The organism is Erwinia mallotivora, assembly GCF_000590885.1.
Taxonomy (GTDB): domain Bacteria; phylum Pseudomonadota; class Gammaproteobacteria; order Enterobacterales; family Enterobacteriaceae; genus Erwinia; species Erwinia mallotivora.
The window spans coordinates 152,388-170,189 of the sequence record NZ_JFHN01000063.1 but is presented as its reverse complement, the minus strand read 5'-3'; the positions used below and the strand labels follow the sequence as shown (position 1 = coordinate 170,189).

The 17,802-nt window shown below is 52.4% G+C and carries 18 protein-coding genes, 1 tRNA gene and 1 pseudogene; 5 read left to right on the top strand and 15 right to left on the bottom strand.

All coding sequences use genetic code 11. From position 1 onward, the window contains the following. Positions 1-6: 6 nt before the first annotated feature. The 8 genes and pseudogenes from BG55_RS17090 to BG55_RS17055 form a co-directional block, all read right to left on the bottom strand. Complete coding sequence (locus BG55_RS17090; protein WP_034940000.1) at positions 7-276, bottom strand: hypothetical protein; 270 nt, start codon at positions 274-276, stop codon at positions 7-9. A gap of 48 nt (positions 277-324) precedes the next feature. Further along, positions 325-633, bottom strand: coding sequence for a hypothetical protein (locus BG55_RS17085; protein ID WP_052018920.1), 309 nt, complete (start codon positions 631-633; stop codon positions 325-327). Positions 634-954: 321 nt separating this feature from the next. Continuing rightward, a pseudogene (locus BG55_RS17080) lies at positions 955-1,476 on the bottom strand (class I SAM-dependent methyltransferase); the annotation flags it as partial. Continuing rightward, positions 1,469-1,744: a hypothetical protein gene (locus tag BG55_RS17075; RefSeq protein WP_052018918.1), complete on the bottom strand. Its 276-nt coding sequence runs from the start codon at positions 1,742-1,744 to the stop codon at positions 1,469-1,471. The pseudogene BG55_RS17080 and the gene BG55_RS17075, both read right to left, overlap by 8 nt. After that, entirely contained in the window at positions 1,737-2,303 is a 567-nt protein-coding gene (locus tag BG55_RS17070; RefSeq protein ID WP_034939999.1) for a hypothetical protein, read from the bottom strand. The genes BG55_RS17075 and BG55_RS17070 overlap by 8 nt, the downstream gene beginning before the upstream one ends. Before the next feature lie 67 nt (positions 2,304-2,370). Next, entirely contained in the window at positions 2,371-2,898 is a 528-nt protein-coding gene (locus tag BG55_RS17065) for a hypothetical protein (RefSeq protein ID WP_034939997.1), read from the bottom strand. Positions 2,899-2,944: 46 nt separating this feature from the next. After that, on the bottom strand, positions 2,945-4,144 hold the full coding sequence (locus BG55_RS17060) for a conjugal transfer protein TraF (protein WP_235192782.1): 1,200 nt from the start codon (positions 4,142-4,144) through the stop codon (positions 2,945-2,947). A 110-nt stretch (positions 4,145-4,254) separates the two neighbouring features. Next, the gene (locus BG55_RS17055) at positions 4,255-5,223 is read right to left on the bottom strand and encodes a hypothetical protein (protein WP_034939995.1); all 969 of its coding nucleotides are present in this window, start codon (positions 5,221-5,223) and stop codon (positions 4,255-4,257) included. Between the two features lie 141 nt (positions 5,224-5,364). Between BG55_RS17055 and BG55_RS22655 the strand changes: the two genes are divergently transcribed. Together BG55_RS22655 and BG55_RS17050 are read left to right on the top strand one after the other, a co-directional pair. Then, the gene (locus BG55_RS22655; protein ID WP_152542827.1) at positions 5,365-5,721 is read left to right on the top strand and encodes a hypothetical protein; all 357 of its coding nucleotides are present in this window, start codon (positions 5,365-5,367) and stop codon (positions 5,719-5,721) included. 100 nt (positions 5,722-5,821) lie between these two features. Further along, a complete protein-coding gene (locus tag BG55_RS17050; protein WP_034939992.1) occupies positions 5,822-6,454 on the top strand; it encodes an acyl-homoserine-lactone synthase in 633 nt (210 codons plus the stop codon). On the opposite strand, the gene BG55_RS17045 is transcribed toward BG55_RS17050, so the two are convergent. Further along, positions 6,426-7,181 (bottom strand): helix-turn-helix transcriptional regulator, encoded by a 756-nt coding sequence (locus BG55_RS17045; protein ID WP_034939990.1) that lies wholly within the window; start codon positions 7,179-7,181, stop codon positions 6,426-6,428. The genes BG55_RS17050 and BG55_RS17045 overlap by 29 nt on opposite strands. A 682-nt stretch (positions 7,182-7,863) precedes the next feature. Further along, positions 7,864-8,430: a hypothetical protein gene (locus BG55_RS17040; RefSeq protein ID WP_034939987.1), complete on the bottom strand. Its 567-nt coding sequence runs from the start codon at positions 8,428-8,430 to the stop codon at positions 7,864-7,866. A gap of 189 nt (positions 8,431-8,619) precedes the next feature. Between BG55_RS17040 and BG55_RS17035 the strand changes: the two genes are divergently transcribed. Together BG55_RS17035 and BG55_RS17030 are read left to right on the top strand one after the other, a co-directional pair. Continuing rightward, positions 8,620-10,119, top strand: a complete 1,500-nt coding sequence (locus tag BG55_RS17035; RefSeq protein WP_152542826.1) for a TraI domain-containing protein — start codon at positions 8,620-8,622, stop codon at positions 10,117-10,119. Between the two features lie 34 nt (positions 10,120-10,153). Continuing rightward, positions 10,154-11,113 carry a tyrosine-type recombinase/integrase gene (locus BG55_RS17030; protein WP_034939985.1) on the top strand — a complete coding sequence of 320 codons (960 nt, stop codon included), beginning with the start codon at positions 10,154-10,156 and terminating at the stop codon, positions 11,111-11,113. A 281-nt stretch (positions 11,114-11,394) separates the two neighbouring features. On the opposite strand, the gene BG55_RS17025 is transcribed toward BG55_RS17030, so the two are convergent. The 5 genes from BG55_RS17025 to aspA form a co-directional block, all read right to left on the bottom strand. Then, a tRNA-Phe gene (locus BG55_RS17025) sits at positions 11,395-11,470 on the bottom strand. A gap of 110 nt (positions 11,471-11,580) precedes the next feature. Continuing rightward, a complete protein-coding gene (dicD, locus tag BG55_RS17020; protein WP_034939983.1) occupies positions 11,581-12,159 on the bottom strand; it encodes a division control transcriptional repressor DicD in 579 nt (192 codons plus the stop codon). Positions 12,160-12,221: 62 nt separating this feature from the next. Then, complete coding sequence (locus BG55_RS17015) at positions 12,222-13,964, bottom strand: protein-disulfide reductase DsbD (RefSeq protein WP_034940041.1); 1,743 nt, start codon at positions 13,962-13,964, stop codon at positions 12,222-12,224. A 177-nt stretch (positions 13,965-14,141) separates the two neighbouring features. Then, complete coding sequence (locus BG55_RS17010) at positions 14,142-15,443, bottom strand: anaerobic C4-dicarboxylate transporter (protein ID WP_034939980.1); 1,302 nt, start codon at positions 15,441-15,443, stop codon at positions 14,142-14,144. Between the two features lie 115 nt (positions 15,444-15,558). Next, complete coding sequence (aspA, locus tag BG55_RS17005) at positions 15,559-16,992, bottom strand: aspartate ammonia-lyase (RefSeq protein ID WP_034939978.1); 1,434 nt, start codon at positions 16,990-16,992, stop codon at positions 15,559-15,561. Positions 16,993-17,300: 308 nt separating this feature from the next. Here aspA and BG55_RS17000 point away from each other — a divergent pair, with 308 nt between their 5' ends. After that, a complete protein-coding gene (locus BG55_RS17000; protein ID WP_034939976.1) occupies positions 17,301-17,765 on the top strand; it encodes an FxsA family protein in 465 nt (154 codons plus the stop codon). Positions 17,766-17,802 lie beyond the last annotated feature (37 nt).

Here is a 17,802-nt window from a genome sequence, read left to right as displayed (position 1 = left end):
TAAAAATCACTCGCAGTCCTTAATAAAAAGTGAGCGTATATACAGTAAAATGGCCGAAATCAAAAACAGGCTTGCCGACACAACCGGTGTCAGCCACGTCAAGGGCACCTGCCACTCAGGCAATGGTAAAAAGTACGTTAAAGCTGACACCAGCGGTGCAATGATTGCGCCGAACACACCTCCCTCTCCAATATCAGAGAGTGGATCCAGCATCAAAACGGTGAGACAGAAAAGCCAGATGCACCCAAGAAAAACAAGATAATCATATTCTGACATGACAGCTCCCGTGACTTATTTAGTCTGCCTTTAGTGAAAAGTTAATGTTTATATTCTGAAAATTACGCTATTTTTTTTTGCAGGGACTGGCAACGGCCTTAAATCCGTTTTCAGGCGACCTTTAACGCCCCTGAAATCCACTACTGCTGCCTTGAGTAAATCGTTAAGAAAAACATCCTGAGAAAGCAGCCATCCGTAGATCCACGGTTTTTTTTCAAAAAGTTCAGGACATTCTTCAATTAATGTCGTTATTAATTCCCGGTTTTCGTCAATGCGCTTATAGATCCCACCTTCTGACCTGATTAATTTGGAGATCAAAATATCATGACGCTCACAGATTTCATTTTTTTTGGACATATTCAGCTCTCACATCAGGTGTTTCCCGTCAACCGGATCTGTATTGAGTAATTAGTTTCTGACCTTAGAAAATACTATTGCCCTGCTGCCAGTTTGGTAGCTGCTTGCCAGAATTATCTCTTTTCCGGAACGGTAAAAAGCCAGGGTTGCTGGCTCAGCGGTTTAGTTTTATCGTGAGTACGATCAGGCATGGTCAGCATCCTCTTCAAGAAGGTTTAATACGTTAAAAACGGCATCAGCCTCAGCCAGAAGTCCTTCATTTCTTAGTGCATCAGCTTTCTTTATTAAAATGCTGATGGCTCTGTCTGTTTCGCTTATTACCGCTGAATCTTTCAGAAACAGGAGCCAGTGGGTTTTATCGGCTTTGCCGGTGCGTTGCCAGATTGTGGGTTGTTGCGGTGTCAATGCGATAATCCTGCTGATGGGGATTTGCGTTTCATTCCACTTAAATACCAGTGTACCCTGAGGGCGTAATACCCTAAATGCCTCGCTGAAACCCTGGCGTATATCGTCCTGCCACGTCTTTCGGTTTAACGCGCCATATTTTTTACCCATCCACGAATTTTCCCCAACCCGCACCAGGTGGGGTGGGTCAAAGATGACCTGGGCAAACGAACCGTCAGCGAATGGCAACGCACGAAAGTCAGCTATAACGTCCGGCATGATGTGCAGTTTACGGCCATCGCACAGCGTGTGATGCTCACAACGGATATCAGTGAATACGGCGCGTTTATCTGACTTATTCAGCCAGAACATCCGCGAACCACAGCACACATCCAGAATGGTGTGTCTGTGTCCTGATGCCACTGAGGTTACGGAGCAGGGGACGTCGGATTTAATCATGACCACCACCTTTTTTCCCGGACATAATTGTGATGGTGAAATCGTTGCCACGCATAACTCGTACTGCCTGGGTGTATTCAGGTACAAGTCTGTCTTCAAAACCATTTAATGCAGTGGAACAGAAATTCATCCCCGTCTTATCATCGTTTCTGTAAGCAAAAGAGCACATCATCGGCATCTGGTGCGTTTTGCATATCGTGATGATTTGTGTCATCAGCGGTGCAATCTGTTCGTCATAAATGCTTTCAAGGTCAAAATATTCAGACATCGTCGCCCTCCTTATTGCCGGCACGAAGTTCAGCCGCAAACTCAGCTGACTCGTCAGCTGAAATGCTGCAATGGCGTGAAAATTCGAATTGTCTGGCCATCTCCTGTTCTTTTGCAATATCACGCTGTTTCGCCGCAAACATATCAACACCACGAGCCATACATTCCCGCTCAACTGAATCGGTGTGGACGTTTTCACTGAGAACGGATTTAACCTCTGCTTCAAACTTATTGAAATAAACCCCTCCTGGCTTACTGTTATAAATTTTTTTCAAAAGCTGATATTGCTGGACATTTTCTGCCAATAACTGGCTGTAGCTTTTGCTGCTATCTTCTAACTGTTTAGTTAATGAGTTTACCTGCCGAAGCAAACTGTCAAAGGCGATAAGATGTGTCATTGCAGAGTGAGCCGACAATTTGTCGCGGCAGTCGAAAACGCACTGACTCTGACCATTTTCTTTTTGCGCGTATACGCTCCAGTATTGCGCTTTATCATCGGTGCAGTCTGTACAATAACCTCTGGCATCAACCTGAACGCCGGATATACGGTATTTTTCCATTTTTATAAATCTCTTAATTGGCTGCGTGGGCTTGTGTAATTAAATACATGCCTGAATCCAGACGTGGCTACCCACCGTGACGGGCCACGTCGGGGATTTGCTTCCACAAGCGTGCGGTCCAGGCCTCTTTCAGATGTCCGGGATTGGATGAACGGTAGTGCGCCGTAATCACGCTGGTCCGGCCATTTCCCGTTACCTCAAGTGTCAGGCGGTCGTCACCGGCCCAGTTACGGCTCATGCGGTACGCGCTGCCCGGCTGTGCCTGCCAGCTTGTGCCCTCTGAAATGGCGGAGGCCGACCAGCCGGCGTTGCCCTGGCCGCTGTTGCGTGCGGCGTTAATGTCGTCCTCTGATACAAACCCGTAATGCATTTTGAGGCGCAGGGCTGCCGTGTCAACGGGGACGGGGATCGTGCCTGACTGCCAGCTGACCTCATTGCGTGCCGGCGTATCTTCCTCATTAACGTTTCGTTGCTGCGCGGCGGGGCTGAGCAGGCGGGTGATATCGTTCAGCTTCAACTCATCGGGCAGGCTGCTGCACCCTTGCAGTGAGAGCATCAGCGTCAGCATGGTGGCGTTCAGGGCTGAATGTTTCATCAGTATTTTCTCCTGGTCAGGTCCGCGTGACGGCGGCCCGACATCATCAAAACGTAAAGGTAAGCTGGGCGACCGCGCCGTACCTCCGGTCGGTGCCGGCCATGCCGGTCAGGTCAAGATGGACCACGTTGAACGGGGAAATTCCGACGCCTGCCGTCATCACGTTCTGGTCGCCGCCGCGTATATCGGCGCGATAGCCGGCACGCACCTGGAGCAGGTCCCAGGCATTAACTTCAGCCCCGACGCCGGCATACTGTGCTTTCTTATCTGACGCGAACCCGCTTGCGGGCGTCAGGTCAAAGTCTGTTGCCAGCGTCACGACCCCGTTGCTCCATGACGTACCGGCCGTGGCCTGCGGACGTATCTGAAAGGTGTCTTTCCGGTCGTTTACCGTCAGGGTGTTAACATCACGCGACACCAGGTTCTGCGCGGTCAGGCCGAGGGTCCATTCCGGCGTAAGCACAGCAGACAGACCCAGGTCAACGTTGCCGCCGTTTTCAGAACGTCTCCATTCGCCGCCGTGAAAGTCTGACGTGTTGTAATCGCTGACGGAGACGTTGTAGTTCCAGGTATCTACGCGCTGCAATTTTGGCGTGATACCGACGGACACCGGCATGCCTGCCAGGCTGAACTGATGCGCCATTGCCAGACCGTACTCGCTGACCAGCGCGGCGACGCCCTCTGCGCGGGATGTCAGCTGATTCAGGTCCTGCTGACCGACCGGCACAAGCCCGTTCTGCACCGCGTCGAGCCAGAGGAGGTCATGGTCTGTCACCACCGTGCGGGCTTTTGCCTGCCCCCATCCCTTAATGACCAGGGCAAAGGGCAGCGTGTCGTTCGGGATGGTAACCACGGCGGAAACGCCTGCCCCGGCCCTCGCGCTGTCGCCGGAAACGTTACGCAGGGCGTTATTCAGCGCGGCGGCCTGAGTCCGGGCGTCGGTTCCTGCTGACGCATTCAGCGCCGACCAGGCATCCTGCACGCGATCGATGCCGTCCCGGAGATTATCCGGGTCACTCACCTTCGCCCCCACGCCGGGCAGAATAATGCCCACATCATCGCTGGCACCGTGTCTGGTCATCAGCGCAGGGTTGACCAGCGCGGCGGAGGACCAGGCGGATGAGGCCACGCCGGTACCCCCCATTGCATCATTACGAGCTTCAGACCAGGTGGTGGCGCTGATGGCCGGGCCGGTGGCCGCCATCAGCGCCAGGGCTATGCTGTGCTTCATCATTTTCACTTTCATCAATTGCTACCTTTTATTATTTTTGGACAAAGAGATTCCCTGATGCTGACGCACCGAATTATTTAAACAGTTGCAAACTTCTTATTTTTTATTTACTGCGTTGGTATTTCTTAAATCAGCGTTTCTGCATAACTTTCCCATTCGGGCGTAATGTACGCTTCGGGTTTTCTTATTCCCTGTATTTCACTCTCCGGCCAGAGAGAATCGAAATGCCGGCTCTCATAATGTTTATCCAGCGCATCAAAGACGGATAACGGTATTTCACTGCCATCTTTAAGCCGGGTATAAAGATATTCCGGTGCCAGTCGGGTACTAACGTCACTCAGCAATACTTTTCTTCGGAGAGTTTCACAAAAGGCGAGGAACGCATCCGTACCTTTATTTCCGTCACCGGCATTGTGCATTAATCCGCTGAAGACATTCGCACGCAGCCAGATGCCGTTGATTTTCTTCAGACGAAAAATACTCACCGCAATATCATCGGTGTATATGTCGTACCGCGGAAATTTTCTGTCACGGCGGACCAGGCGAATACCCGGTATGCCGGGTTCCCCGTCAGAAGACAGGTGTGTGGCCACTTCCTGCCAGTCTGACACGACGACGGGCCGGACGGGGCGGTCATCCGTGCCATCGAGCCAGGCGGATGACACGCCAGTCCAGGCGGCAATCTGCCTGATGACCGGCGCGGTCAGGTGGTCCAGCGTGCGTTCGCGGCTTTCCAGAACGCTCAGCCTGATATTCAGCTCTGCCAGCATTGTGGCCACGCTGGCCACGCTCAGGCGGTGTGCGTCCATCAGCTGCCAGAACCGCTCATAAATGCGGGTGACCGCCGCGCATTCAGGCATCAGCGTCTCTGTCATCACGCTCTCCATCAGGGTATTCACCAGCTCGGCGAACGAGATACCCAGATTGCGTGATACCTCCGTGATAAACGTCCGGACGGCGGGGCGAAAGCGGATAGCAACCGGTGAGCCGGCCGTTTTTTTGCCGTCCGCAACCTGCCGGACGAGCTGCTGTATCTCCTCATTCTTTCCCAGTGCCATGCGGGAGATGAGGGTTGTAATATTATGACGATTCATAATTCCCCTGGTGTTGGTTCGTATCCTGCGCTGAGGCCGTGCGCCCCGGTTGTATCCGCTGTGATGACAATACCTGGCCGGTCGGTGCATGTATAACGGATAAATTCGATCGTTCAGATCGACTACGTATATGTAGCCAGTGTGAAGAAGTCTGAATGTTCTCAAAAGGCGAAATTATTTTTTGCTGTTGAAAGATTTCCGGCGGATAACCATCACCGGCCAGGTATCCCGGAAGGCAGAGCTCCAGCGCCACTGGCGGAAGAGGATTTCCAGCTGCATGAGGGCCCTGATCGACGAGCTGCATTATTTAATGGCAATATTATTTCAGTTGTTTATTTGCGGAATATCAGGCCTTATCCTTGCACTGCATTTTTATTTTCTCTGATATTCAATACCAATTACGACTCGGTACCTTTCTCACCTAAGACAAATTTCGCCTGGCACTTTTTTTACCTTAGCTTTCGGGAACTACTGCATATTGCACGTTCGGACGGCTAATTAAGTGACCGCTGCACATGCTCCAGCCTGCTGACCGGACAGGTAAAAAATTGTAGAATTTCGCACACCAGGCCAGTACGTTCGAATAAGGAAACAGGGAATGCTTGAACTCTTTGATGTCAGCTATGACGAACTGAAAAGCACACGGTCAGAGGAACTCTACCGGTTGCGGAAAACAACCTTTAGTGACCGACTCGGGTGGGAAGTATTGTGCACCCAGGGAATGGAATCAGATGAGTTTGACGGGGAAGGGACACACTATATTCTTGGCCTGTATGGGGACAGACTGGTGTGCAGCGTGAGATTTACCGGGCTTGAGCGGCCAAACATGATCACTCACACTTTTAACGCCTGTTTCAATACTGTCAAACTACCGGACACGGGGATTGAGTCCAGCCGTTTTTTTGTAGATAAGGCCCGCGCTCGTGCTCTGCTTGGTGAGAGATTTCCCGTCGGGCAGGTACTGTTTCTTGCAATGGTGAACTGGGCGCAACGTAATGGTCACGACCACATACACACCATTGTCAGCCGTCCCATGCTGACAATAGTAAACCGCTCGGGATGGCAGTCTACGGTGCTGAAGGAGGCTTTTCTCAGTGAAAGGGAGCGTATTTACCTGCTTAAGCTGCCCGCCGGAGAGCAGGCACAGACCCAGCTTGCACAGGGAATTATTGCCCAAACAAAGTGTGAAACCACCTTGCTCACTACCTGGCCACTGATGCTACCGATTTAATAAGGCCGAGTTCAATGCCGAGACGCACGGCCTGGGGCGTATTATTCACGCCCAGCTTGATCAGGACATTTTTCATATGAAATTTGACCGTGCTCAGAGATATTCCCGCAATGACCGCGATTTCGGCATGGGTTTTTCCCATGCTGACCCAATAAAAAACTTCGTTCTCACGGGGTGAAAAAATGGCTTTATCTTCGGCTGCCGCTGTATGCATTGTCCCGGAGAGGTCAGGCCCTGCAAGACGGTACATTTGCTCACAGAAATCAATAAGTAGCATCTGAAGAACCCCCTGCTCAGCAGACAATCGCTGCTGTTGCTCAAGTCCCCCCTGATCGTTCCCCTTAATAATAAACGACAGCAACGCCAGATTATTCATATGATCGTGCAGCACAAAGGTAAATCCGTTAACAATATTGTATTGCCTGGACAAGGAAAAAATACGGGTGAAACGCAGCTCAGACATGAGTGTGATGTTTTCATCCCAGGAGAACGGTGAAGTTCTTCTGAAAGCGGTGAGAACCACCGGATCGGTTAACTGAAACTGCCCCTCATGATAAAGTCGCACCCATTCATCAGGGTAAGTGGATATAATCAATACGTCGGAAGGATTCTTCTTACTGACGACAGTATACGCATACTCCATGCACCCAAATGGGGATAGTTTCCTGTCTATGTAACCCCTGAGCGTGTCTTTCAGCGTCTTATTTTCACGAAAAATTGAAAACATTCAGGCTCCATGCAACTTTTCCTGTGTATCAAACACAGCAACTATACTCAAGTACAGTTAACTTAAAACTTAAGTACAGCTTACTTATCATTCCACCCCGATTACAATCAGTTTCATTGTTCAGATACAAAAAAACTGGCCTGTCAGGCCAGGCAATGAACAGCCAACACCAGGGAAAACCCTGCCCGGACGGGACACTCACATAAAGTTCCGCCGGGGAGGGTAACTTATATTACAACCTGTTATGCCTTATTGCGATAAAGTGAGTATTTTATTGCGACATCGGGGAATTTATAAATTTAAATATAATTACATTTAGAATTTAAAGGCGCAAAGGATTTTAATAGATATTGCCGCATCTTAATTTGTTGGATTTTTTAAAATTAATATTTTAACCTCAGTCAAAGTTATTGAAAGGAAGCTGTTTTAAAAAAGTAAGAGTCCTTTATTTTCTTTCGTTATAATTAATGTGCTTAGATAACGACATTTCTTAAATTATTAAATTAACTTAGTAACGAAAAATTCTCACACTGTGCTATGCGATGTTTGATAAGTGAAGTGGTAGGTTAGGTCATCGACGCATTATTTTCGTTGAGCTATTGGTTCAGGTCGTACCCGCACACACCACTACCTTTTCGTTCAGTGCAGATATTAACGGAGAAAATATTTTCCAATAGAGAAATTATATTCTGCCATTTAAAGAACTACGGCAGATAACCATTACTGGCCAGGCATCACGGAAGGCAGTACGCCAGCGCCACTGGCGAAAGAGGATTTCCAGCTGCATGACTGCCCTGGCCGCCGGGGTGAAGGGAACGCTGAATACCCGACAACGGAAAGGCTGGCCGCAGCCCGTCAGCTCGCCTTGCAGGCGGCGCAGCCGTGCCGTTGTCAGCAGGTGAGAAGAAACGATGACGGCATTGTTATTATTGTTATGCCGCAGGGCCGCACAGGTTGATACGCTGACGGCCTGCCAGAAGGCGTTCACCTGGCAGGCCTTCAGCCCCACGGTCGGCTGCCATGGGGCGAGATGCACCCATACCCGCCCGCGACGGCGACTGATCAGCGTCAGGCCGGGTCGCACCAGGCGTTCAGCCATGCCCAGCGGCCGCAGGAGAAAGGGCAGTGCAGACATCAGCGGCCACGCCAGCCAGAATTGCGCGTCTTCACCGGCGGTCAGGACAAGGCCGGCCGCGCCGCAGAGCGTCAGCCAGGTGAAAAGAATAAAAAACACGATGCGCTGCTGCATATAACTTCCCGGGGGACGAAAAGGGATGCCATCAAAGCATCTGTCGGGTGATACCGCAGCGATAAACCCGATATTCGAGCCTGAACATTTAAGCAAGGGGGATTTATACCCGCCCGCGCTTCGGCTTTTTCGTTGCAATTCCTCCCCCGGCTTTTAGCGTATCGGCATTTTCACGGGGAAGCGGGGGTGATGATGATGCGCATACCAAGATGGCTGACGGGCAGGGGCAGTCAGGACGTCAGCGTAGCTTCTACGGACATGCAGGTGGGTAAGACCGGGGCGTCAGGATTTAATGCGGTAAGGTCGGGCAGGGACATAATACAGACCGGTGAGCGGCAGCGCCTTATCCGGATGCTCTCGGACAACAGCCCGCTGTCCGGGCCGCTCACCCAGGCATGGTGGGTGCGTCCGCTGGAGGAGATGGCTGACCGGGTACAGGCATGTCCGGCGGCATGGAGCGGGCCGTTCTCCGGGCCAGGCGGCTTTACCGACCTGAGCCTGAACGTGGCCACACGGGCGGTCAGGCTGGTGCGGGGCATGATGCTGCCGCCGGGTGCCACGCCGGAAGCGCAGGCGGAGCAGGGACCGGGCTGGGTCTGTGCGGTGTACTGGGCAGGGCTGCTGCAACACCTTGACTGGCTGACGCAGATGGAGGGTGAGGTGCAGGGCGGTCGCGCCTGGTATCCGGGGCTGACCGTCCCGCAGGCGGCGTGGCGCGTGCGGCCGGGGGCAGAGGGACGCCCGATGCGCGGGGCGTATATGGCACTGACGTTGCTGCCTGCCGACGGGCTGGTCTGGCTGCAACGCTGGCCGGCGCTGTCAGAAAGTCTGCTGACATTTCTCTCCGGGCAGCGTGCACGGTCGGGCATTCTGAACGGCATTATCAGCGATGCGTTAAGCAGCTGTGGGATGGGCCTCGGCATAACCCCGGATAAACTATCTGAAATCGCCTCTGAACCATTGTCCAGTATGAATAATGTACCAGTGAGTTCAGCACCGATAAAAACAGACGCAGCTACCCATGCTCTCTTACCAGAAAGCAATCAGGACGCGTCACCGCATACAAATGCTGTACTGTCACTGGCGTCCGCGCTGGGTGCTGACGAGGGCGTCGTACCCCCGACTGAACATGATGGCAGCGCCCGTGAGGGGCAGGATGGACCGCCGGATACCGGGGGACTGCTTTCCCTGCTGGACCTGATGGCCGAAGGAAAAAGCGTCACCGGTCCTGACGGTGAGGTGACAGCTGAGCCGGACGGAGCGAACGCTCTGCAAGCCCTGGAGAAAGCGAACAAGGCAACGCAACCTGAGGCAGACAGTCCCGGCGAAGTTTTTCTGGCCTGGCTCAGGGCGGGCGTTGAGGACGGCACGCTGACGGTCAATGAGCAGGACAGCATTCTTCACGTCCTGGCGCAGTTTGTTTTTATGGTATCGCCGGGCTGCTTTTACCGCTACGGAGCCTCTGAGGGCAGCATCACCACGGACAAGGATACGCTCCAGAAAAGTTTTGAGGCGCTGGGTATACATCATTCACGGCAGGGTAAGGGGTTGTTTCATTATCACCAGTACGATTCGCCGGATAAAAGCGGACGTTACACCAGAATCTCAGGCTACATGATCAGCGCTGAGCTTATTTTAAAAAAAGGAAGCTGTCCCGCAGACAGCATATGGCTTACCGCGAAGAAATAATGCGTGATTTTTAACGTGATAATACGGGAATAATATGGAGCAGAGAATGACGTTTGAGGATATTTTGACGGACTATTTTTTCAGTAAGGTACTTCGTCCTGCAACAGAATGGAGTTACCGTAAGGTGGTTAAAACGTTTACTGAGTTTTGCGGGGACGATATTAATCCGGAACATATTACGCGGATGGATATATTAAAATGGCGCAGGCATGTTCTTGTCGAGCAAAAGCTGAGTAAGCGGACCTGGAATAACAAAGTTTCACATATGCGTGCGATATTCAATCATGCCATCAGCCACAAACTGACTTCACATGAGGATAATCCTTTTTCAATGGTTGTCGTAAGGCCTGATATTAAGCGCAAAAAAACCCTGACGGATGAGCAGATAAAAAAAGCCTGCCTGGTGATGGAAAGAAAAATAATGGAAGAGGAGCGGGGAACGCATGAGCACCGCGCCAACGCGCTCAAACCAGCGTGGTTCTGGATGACCGTGATTGATACGCTGAGGTATACCGGTATGCGGCAGAATCAGCTGCTGCATATCAGATTATGTGATGTGGATCTAAAAAACGGGGTCATTAATCTTTGTCCGGAAGGGTCGAAAAACCACCGTGAACATCGTGTCCCCGTAACCGACAGGCTCAGGCCTGGGCTTGCGGTCCTTCACGCGCGGTCCGTTGACAAAGGTGCAAAACCAGAAGATCAGCTGTTTAACATCAACCGTTTCACTTACAAAAAGAATGTGCAGGGTAAAAACATGGATCACCCGCCGCTGAGGTCATTTTTCAGAAGGTTGTCCAGGGAGTGTGGATGCATTATCAGCCCCCATCGCTTCCGCCACACTATAGCAACAGATCTTATGAAAAGACCGGAGCGGAGCCTGAACGACGTGCAGATGCTGTTGGGGCATTCAAGCCTTGCGGTTACGCTGGAGTACGTAGAGGCGAATATTGATAACCTACGGAAAAACCTGGAGGCAGCGTTTGCTTTCTGAGACTAATCCTAAGTCAAATTTCAACGTGATGATAGTAAAGAGAGAAAAATTCTTATGTTTTGCTTTACATAACGTTGACATAGGGACGCTGAAAAGGTAAATACCTGTAACTGAAATTGTTGGGATGTGAGAAAACCGGATGATGAGCCAACATCATCCGGTTTCTTAGTCCTTCTACCCTCAGGTGCAGAACGAAATGCCTCATTCTGTACGGTGACGATAAAGGACCACTGTCTTGCCCGTTAAGGATCTCATCCCTTAACGAACAGGCTCTGAAGAAGTGGTGCCCGGACTCGGAATCGAACCAAGGACACGGGGATTTTCAATCCCCTGCTCTACCGACTGAGCTATCCGGGCAACGGGGCGCATTAAACCGTAAAGGCCGTCCGCCGTCAACGGCTTTGTCATAAAAAATACCGGAATACCTACTGAGTGAGTGCTTTTTATGCATCATCGTGGCAATCCGCTCAGGTAAGGGCACCATTCCTGCGACAGAGTGCAATACTCAGCACATCCTCCGCAAGCGCACGCGCCGTCTCCACTTCCTGTACGTTGCGTTTCACCAGCAGACGGCTCAGACAGCCTTCAAGGATTAACTCCATCTGATGCGTCACCAGCGTGGGGTTATCGGTCTCCAGTTCAGCCAGCAGGTCATGGGTATATTGCCATGATGCCCGTTTTTGCAGTTCGGCGACCTGATGGATGGGATGATCCGGCTGCGGGAAAAAACTACAGGCGGCAATAAACAGACAGCCCGGATAGCGATTGTTGCGCACCGCATCTTCCAGTACCTGATAACGGGCCAACAGTTTCTGTCCCGCATTCAACGTTTCGTCCAGCAGCAGCTTACGACGCCAGACGTCAATCTGCTGGCTGTGATAACGCAGGGCGTCATACAGCAAAGCCTCACGATCCGGCCAGTAACGCTGTAAATCCTCTTCCCGGCATGCCAGGGCTTCGGCCATCATGGCAAACGACATTGAGCTGGCCAGGCCATTTTGCTCAAGTACGTTCAGTGCATGCTCAAGTACCTGTTCACGTTGCAAATGACTCTCCCCCTGAATGCATTTTTTCCGTCTTCACGGCGGAAAACCTGACACAGTGTCGTTTAACGAGTCAGTTTCTGCAAATGTTGCCTGAAATCGGCAGCATTCATAAAACCGGTTACCCGTGACTGGGGGATCTCTTTACCACTGGCATCAAAAAACAGCAGTGTCGGCAGGCCCAGCACCTGAAGGTGCGCAAGCAATGCGCTATCCTGGGCGCTGTTGCGGGTCACATTGGCCTGGAGCAGCTGCGTGTTTTTCAGAGCAGTCTGTACGTCTGGCTGGCTGAAGGTGTACTTTTCAAACTCTTTACAGGCAACACACCAGTCAGCATAAAGATCGAGCATGGTGATGCGGCCATTACTCTGTTGTAACGCCTGGGAGAGCTGGCTGATATCGCTGACAGGACGAAAGTTCAGAGTATTAACCTTTGCTGTGCTCACCGATGCGGGAAAAGCCCAGTCCTGCAATGGCCGGGCTGCAATCATTGCGGCGGTCAGCATGACGATTTGTGCCAGACGCAGCCAGCCATTGGACGATTTCAGACTGATAAATGCCCAGCTGAAAAAAGCCACACCTAAGAAACTCCACAATCGCAATCCCCAGAGTTCGCCAACAACCCGCTCCAGCAGGAAAACCGGCAGGGCGAGGATCACGAAGCCAAAGCCTTCCTTGACAGTCTGCATCCAGGCACCGCTTTTGGGCAGCAGGCGGTGACCAAAAAGCGTAACCGCAATCAACGGCAGCCCCATTCCCAGTGCGTACAGATATAAAGTACCCGCTCCGGCCAGCAGATTACCGCTCTGGGCGATATACAGCAGGATAGCGCTGAGCGGCGCGGTAGTGCAGGGCGAGCAAATCAGGCCAGCCAGCGCACCCATCATCATCACGCCGGAGAGAGAGCCGCCCTGCTGGCGGTTGCTCCACAGCGTTAAACGGGTCTGTAATGATGAGGGCAGTTGCAGCGTAAACAGGCCGAACATCGACAGCGCCAGCAAAATAAACACCACTGACAGGCCAGTCAGTAATACAGGCGACTGTAATGCAGCCTGAAAGCGCAGTCCGGCGGCGGCGACGATCACCCCCATCAGCGTATAAGTCAGCGCCATACCCTGCACATAGCACAGTGCCAGTGCGAACAGTCGGGCTGAAGAATATGCGCGTTGACCTCCAAGAATAATGCCGGAAATCAGTGGGTACATCGGCAGTACACAGGGGGTGAAAGCCACGCCAATGCCAATCAGCAGCGCCCACAGAGGTGAGAAAGGCAGCTTGCCGACCGGGGCGCTTTGCGGCATCTCCGGCTGGCTGGTTGCCGTATCGTCCTGTGCGGCGGCGGATGCGACAGCAGCAACCGACGTGCTGGCCCTGACCTCATTCAACGGCAGGGTGCGGGTCTCGGGAGGGTAACAAAAACCGGCGGCGGCGCAGCCCTGCCAGCTTACCGTCAGGGTTGAACCTTTTGCCGCCTGTAGCAGGGTAAAGGGCAGTTTCAGGCTCTCCGGATAGATCTGCGTTTTGCCATAAAATTCATCTTCGTGCGGCTTGCCTGCTGGCAGGCTCCACTCCGCCAGCTGCGCGTCCCTGACGGTAATGCTGAACTGCTGACGATAAAGGTAGTAACCGGGTTTAATTTGCCAGCTGAGCGTCAGCTGGTTGCCCTGCTGATTGAAGTCGAAAGCAAAAGCCTGGTTGGCAGTAATGAATTGACTGTTGTTATTTTGGGCAAAAAACGAGGCTTCAGCCGGGATGCCGAACAGCGTGGTCAGTAGCAGAAAAACAGACAGTGTCAGGAATTTAGCCATGGCAGTTAACCACATTCTCCATGTTGAACTGAGTAAACCGGCGGCAGGAATATGGCCCTGCCGCCCAGGATGGCTCAGAGGGTCATCCTTCGGCAGGGGAATATACCACGGCGCGGCGGATGATGTTTTTCAGGATGTAACCCGCACCACAGCGCGCATCGCCTCATCTTTAAACGTTTACAGAAACAGGTGGCCAAACAGAAATCCGCAGGCGACGGACAGAACAATGGCCAGCGTACCCGGTACGATAAACGGGTGATTGAACACAAATTTTCCAATCCGGGTAGAGCCGGTATCATCCATTTCTACTGCCGCCAGCAGCGTGGGATAGGTAGGTAATACGAACAGGGCTGACACGGCGGCGAAAGAGGCTACCGCCGTCACGGGCGATACACCCAGCAGAAGGGCGGCGGGCATCAGCGCCTGAGTGGTGGCCGCCTGGGAATAAAGCAGCGTGGAAGCAAAAAACAGGATGACTGCCAGCATCCAGGGATGATCACTTAACAGTTCACCGGCAACCTGTTGGATATCACTGATGTGCGCTTTTACAAAGGTATCCCCCAGCCAGGCCACACCCATCACACAAATGCAGGCGCTCATACCGGATTTGAAGGTACTGGCCGAGAGGATCCTGGCGGTATCCACTTTGCAACACAGGCAAATCAGGGCGGCGGTGGTCAGCATAAACACCACAATCGCGTCGTTGCGCGGCAATACAGGGTTGGCGATGAGTCCAACGTTTTTGCTGATGGCGGTGGCGTAAAGAACCACCGCGACGATACCCAGCAGGAACAGCATCACGGCGCGCCGGGCACCGGGCTGTGGTTCAACATCCTGTGTGCCGCGTAGCAGCGTCTCGCCGTCCGCCAGACGCTGCTGATAAACCGCATCATCTTTCAGCTCGCAACCAAGAAAGTTGGTGACCAGTGCGGCAAGAAAAATAGCCACCATGGTTGATGGAATGGCGACCGCCAGCAGGTCCAGATAACTGACGCCTCGCGGTTCGAGAATGCCGGAAAGAAACACCACCGCAGCAGAAATTGGTGAGGCGGTAATGGCGATTTGTGACGCAACCACCGCGATCGACAGCGGACGGGAAGGGCGTACGCCCTGCTCCTTTGCCACCTCGGCGATCACCGGGAGGGTTGAAAAGGCGGTGTGGCCTGTACCGGCCAGCAGGGTCATGACATAGGTCACCAACGGTGCGACAAGGGTAATGTGCTTCGGGTGTCTGCGCAGCAGGCGTTCTGCAAGACTTACCAGATAATTCATCCCACCCGCGACCTGCATCGCAGCAATGGCGGCGATCACCGCCATGATGATTTCAATCACCTCACTGGGGATGACGCCGGGTTTTATCTGGAAACCCAGCGTGAGGATTAAGGTGCCCACGCCCCCCGCAAAGCCGATACCGATGCCGCCCAGTCTGGCCCCAAGATAGATCGCTGCCAGCACGATAATTAATTGCGGCACAACCATAGTTCTTCTCCCTGCATGTATTTGCTAATTAACCGTTAAAAATATGTGGAAAACGCCCACAAAAAAGGCACGTCGTTCTGAGAACGCCCGTGCCTGGTTGGCTCAACCTGTCAATTTACTCATCTTCATCGGTATAACGTCTGGCCTTGTAAGCCGGGTACATCAGATTGTGGGTAGAGAAGATGTCATCGAGCTCCGCTTCGGTCAGCAGACCTCGTTCCAGTACGACTTCGCGAACGCTTTTGCCCGTCTCAGCACAAATCTTGCCTACGATGTCGCCGTTATGGTGACCGATATACGGGTTCAGGTAGGTCACGATGCCAATAGAATTGAATACATAGGCTTCACATACCGCTTTGTTAGCGGTGATGCCGTCTACACATTTATTCAGCAGATTGCTACAGGCATTGGTCAGAATATCCACGGATTCAAACATCGCCTGGCCGATAACCGGTTCCATCACGTTAAGCTGCAACTGTCCCGCTTCGGAAGCCATGGTCACGGTGACGTCATTGCCAATCACCTTGAAGCAGACCTGATTAACCACTTCTGGCACGACAGGATTCACCTTGGCGGGCATGATCGACGAACCCGCCTGAAGTTCCGGCAGATTGATCTCATTCAGACCCGCACGCGGCCCGGAAGAGAGCAGGCGCAGGTCGTTACAGATTTTGGACAATTTCACCGCCAGACGTTTCAGGGCGCTGTGCACCATCACGTAGGCACCGCAGTCTGACGTGGCTTCAATCAGGTCTTCCGCCGGTACGCAGGGCAGTTTGCTGACTTCGGCCAGCTTCTTCACCGCCAGTTGCTGATACCCATCCGGCGTGTTGAGGCGCGTACCAATGGCGGTGGCGCCCAGGTTCACTTCCAGCAGCAGCTCGGCGGTGCGCAGAATGTTTTTGATCTCTTCATTGAGCAGCACATTAAAAGCGTGAAATTCCTGGCCCAGGGTCATCGGCACGGCATCCTGCAACTGGGTGCGCCCCATTTTCAGGATGGTGTTAAATTCGACGGCCTTGCGCTGAAAACCTTCGCTCAGTTGGCCAATCGCATCCAGAAGCTTCAGAATTGATGAGTAAACCGCAATGCGGAATCCGGTCGGATAGGCATCGTTGGTGGACTGACATTTATTGACGTGGTCATTTGGATTGAGAAACTGGTATTCCCCTTTCTGATGCCCCATCAGTTCCAGACCGATATTTGCCAGCACCTCATTGGTGTTCATATTCACCGAGGTTCCTGCACCCCCCTGATAAACATCAACCGGAAACTGATCCATGCATTTACCGTTGTTCAGCACCTCTTCACAGGCCTGAATGATGGTATTGGCAATGTTGCGTGGCAGCGTTTTTAGTTCTTTGTTAGCCATAGCAGCCGCCTGCTTGACCATCACCATACCGCGAACAAATTCGGGTATATCACTGATTTTACTGTTACTGATAGAGAAGTTTTCAATCGCACGCAGAGTATGAACACCGTAGTAAGCATCCGCCGGGACTTCGCGTATACCTAACAGGTCTTCTTCGATACGAATGTCATTAGCCATGGGAACCTTCTTATTAATGCCCTTCATCATTTTCAGCGCTTTTGGGCGAGTGGGGTATCACGAACAAAGCGATCACAGGTCGCCGGGGCAACATTTTATCCATTTTGAATTTTCGGAACACGATTATCTTCGCTTAATTGTAACGATAACGTCGCCGCTTATGTGGTTAAGCCCGTTTCAGTCTGTCGGCATGAATTTACTCTGCGGTGGTTGAAAAATGCCTTTCAGGCGCCAATCTTATGCTGCATGACTATCCCTTTTTGCCCTTACGCCCTGTGCGGAATGGCCCTGACTGACAGGAGAATACGGTGCGTCTGATACCGTTTATTGTGCTTTTTGTTCTGGCGTGGATTGAGATCACCCTCTTTATCCAGGTTGCACATGTGCTGGGTGTGCTGGTCACTATGCTGCTGGTGATAGTCAGCTCCTGCATGGGAATTTCACTGGTAAAACAGCAGGGCATGAAGAACTTCATGCTGATGCAGCAGAAGCTGGCAGCGGGAGAGAGTCCGGCTGCCGAAATGATCAAAAGCGTGTCACTGATTCTGGCCGGCTTTCTCCTGCTGCTTCCCGGCTTTTTCACCGACCTGTTGGGCCTGCTGTTGCTGTTGCCGCCGGTGCAGCGACATCTGACATTGAAACTGATGCCACATCTGCGGGTCTGGCGGGGTGGGCAAGGTGCCGGTGCGGAGAGCGGTTTTACCGTCGACGGCGAGTATGAGCGTAAGGATGCAAAACGCCTTGAACACGACGATAACCGTGATGACCGATAAACAATCTCAAAGGCGGAATTTTCCGCCTTTCTGTTTT

Bases quoted from the DNA above. Each gene is read 5' to 3' on its own strand.
- BG55_RS17090 (WP_034940000.1), bottom strand. From the start codon at position 276: ATGTCAGAATATGATTATCTTGTTTTTCTTGGGTGCATCTGGCTTTTC.
- BG55_RS17085 (WP_052018920.1), bottom strand. From the start codon at position 633: ATGTCCAAAAAAAATGAAATCTGTGAGCGTCATGATATTTTGATCTCC.
- BG55_RS17075 (WP_052018918.1), bottom strand. From the start codon at position 1,744: ATGTCTGAATATTTTGACCTTGAAAGCATTTATGACGAACAGATTGCA.
- BG55_RS17070 (WP_034939999.1), bottom strand. From the start codon at position 2,303: ATGGAAAAATACCGTATATCCGGCGTTCAGGTTGATGCCAGAGGTTAT.
- BG55_RS17065 (WP_034939997.1), bottom strand. From the start codon at position 2,898: ATGAAACATTCAGCCCTGAACGCCACCATGCTGACGCTGATGCTCTCA.
- BG55_RS17060 (WP_235192782.1), bottom strand. From the start codon at position 4,144: ATGAAAGTGAAAATGATGAAGCACAGCATAGCCCTGGCGCTGATGGCG.
- BG55_RS17055 (WP_034939995.1), bottom strand. From the start codon at position 5,223: ATGAATCGTCATAATATTACAACCCTCATCTCCCGCATGGCACTGGGA.
- BG55_RS17050 (WP_034939992.1), top strand. From the start codon at position 5,822: ATGCTTGAACTCTTTGATGTCAGCTATGACGAACTGAAAAGCACACGG.
- BG55_RS17045 (WP_034939990.1), bottom strand. From the start codon at position 7,181: ATGTTTTCAATTTTTCGTGAAAATAAGACGCTGAAAGACACGCTCAGG.
- BG55_RS17040 (WP_034939987.1), bottom strand. From the start codon at position 8,430: ATGCAGCAGCGCATCGTGTTTTTTATTCTTTTCACCTGGCTGACGCTC.
- BG55_RS17035 (WP_152542826.1), top strand. From the start codon at position 8,620: ATGATGATGCGCATACCAAGATGGCTGACGGGCAGGGGCAGTCAGGAC.
- BG55_RS17030 (WP_034939985.1), top strand. From the start codon at position 10,154: ATGGAGCAGAGAATGACGTTTGAGGATATTTTGACGGACTATTTTTTC.
- BG55_RS17015 (WP_034940041.1), bottom strand. From the start codon at position 13,964: ATGGCTAAATTCCTGACACTGTCTGTTTTTCTGCTACTGACCACGCTG.
- BG55_RS17010 (WP_034939980.1), bottom strand. From the start codon at position 15,443: ATGGTTGTGCCGCAATTAATTATCGTGCTGGCAGCGATCTATCTTGGG.
- aspA (WP_034939978.1), bottom strand. From the start codon at position 16,992: ATGGCTAATGACATTCGTATCGAAGAAGACCTGTTAGGTATACGCGAA.